The organism is Streptomyces sp. NRRL S-1022, from assembly GCF_000720135.1.
In the GTDB taxonomy this organism is placed as follows: Bacteria; Actinomycetota; Actinomycetes; order Streptomycetales; family Streptomycetaceae; genus Streptomyces.
Genome location: NZ_JOIU01000154.1, coordinates 1 through 356 on the forward strand (window position 1 = coordinate 1; position 356 = coordinate 356).

Annotated in this window: 1 protein-coding gene; it reads left to right on the top strand. The window is 69.4% G+C overall.

Going from position 1 to position 356, the window contains the following annotated elements; translation table 11 throughout:
* Nucleotides 1-9 precede the first annotated feature (9 nt).
* The coding region (locus IG05_RS43265; RefSeq protein WP_037815989.1) for a beta-ketoacyl synthase N-terminal-like domain-containing protein at nucleotides 10-356 on the top strand (347 nt) is incomplete at its 3' end.

The window sequence follows — 356 nt, forward strand, 5'->3', positions numbered from 1 at the left end:
CGCGGTGGTGTGGCGATCATCGGGATGGCGGGGCGCTTCCCGGGTGCCCGGGACCTGACGGAGTTCTGGGAGAACCTGCGGGACGGTGTGGAGTCGATCGTCCCCCTGACCGACGGGCAACTGGTGGCGGCCGGAGTGGCCCCCGAGGTCTTCCGACAGCCGGGGTATGTGAAGGCGGGCCCCCGCTTCGAAGGGGCCGACCTGTTCGACGCCGAATTCTTCGGATACACCGCCCGCGAAGCCGAGATCATGGATCCGCAGCACCGTCTGTTCCTGGAGACGGCCTGGCAGGCGCTGGAGAACGCGGGCTACGACTCGGCCCAGTACGACGGCGACATCGGCGTCTTCGGCGGGGC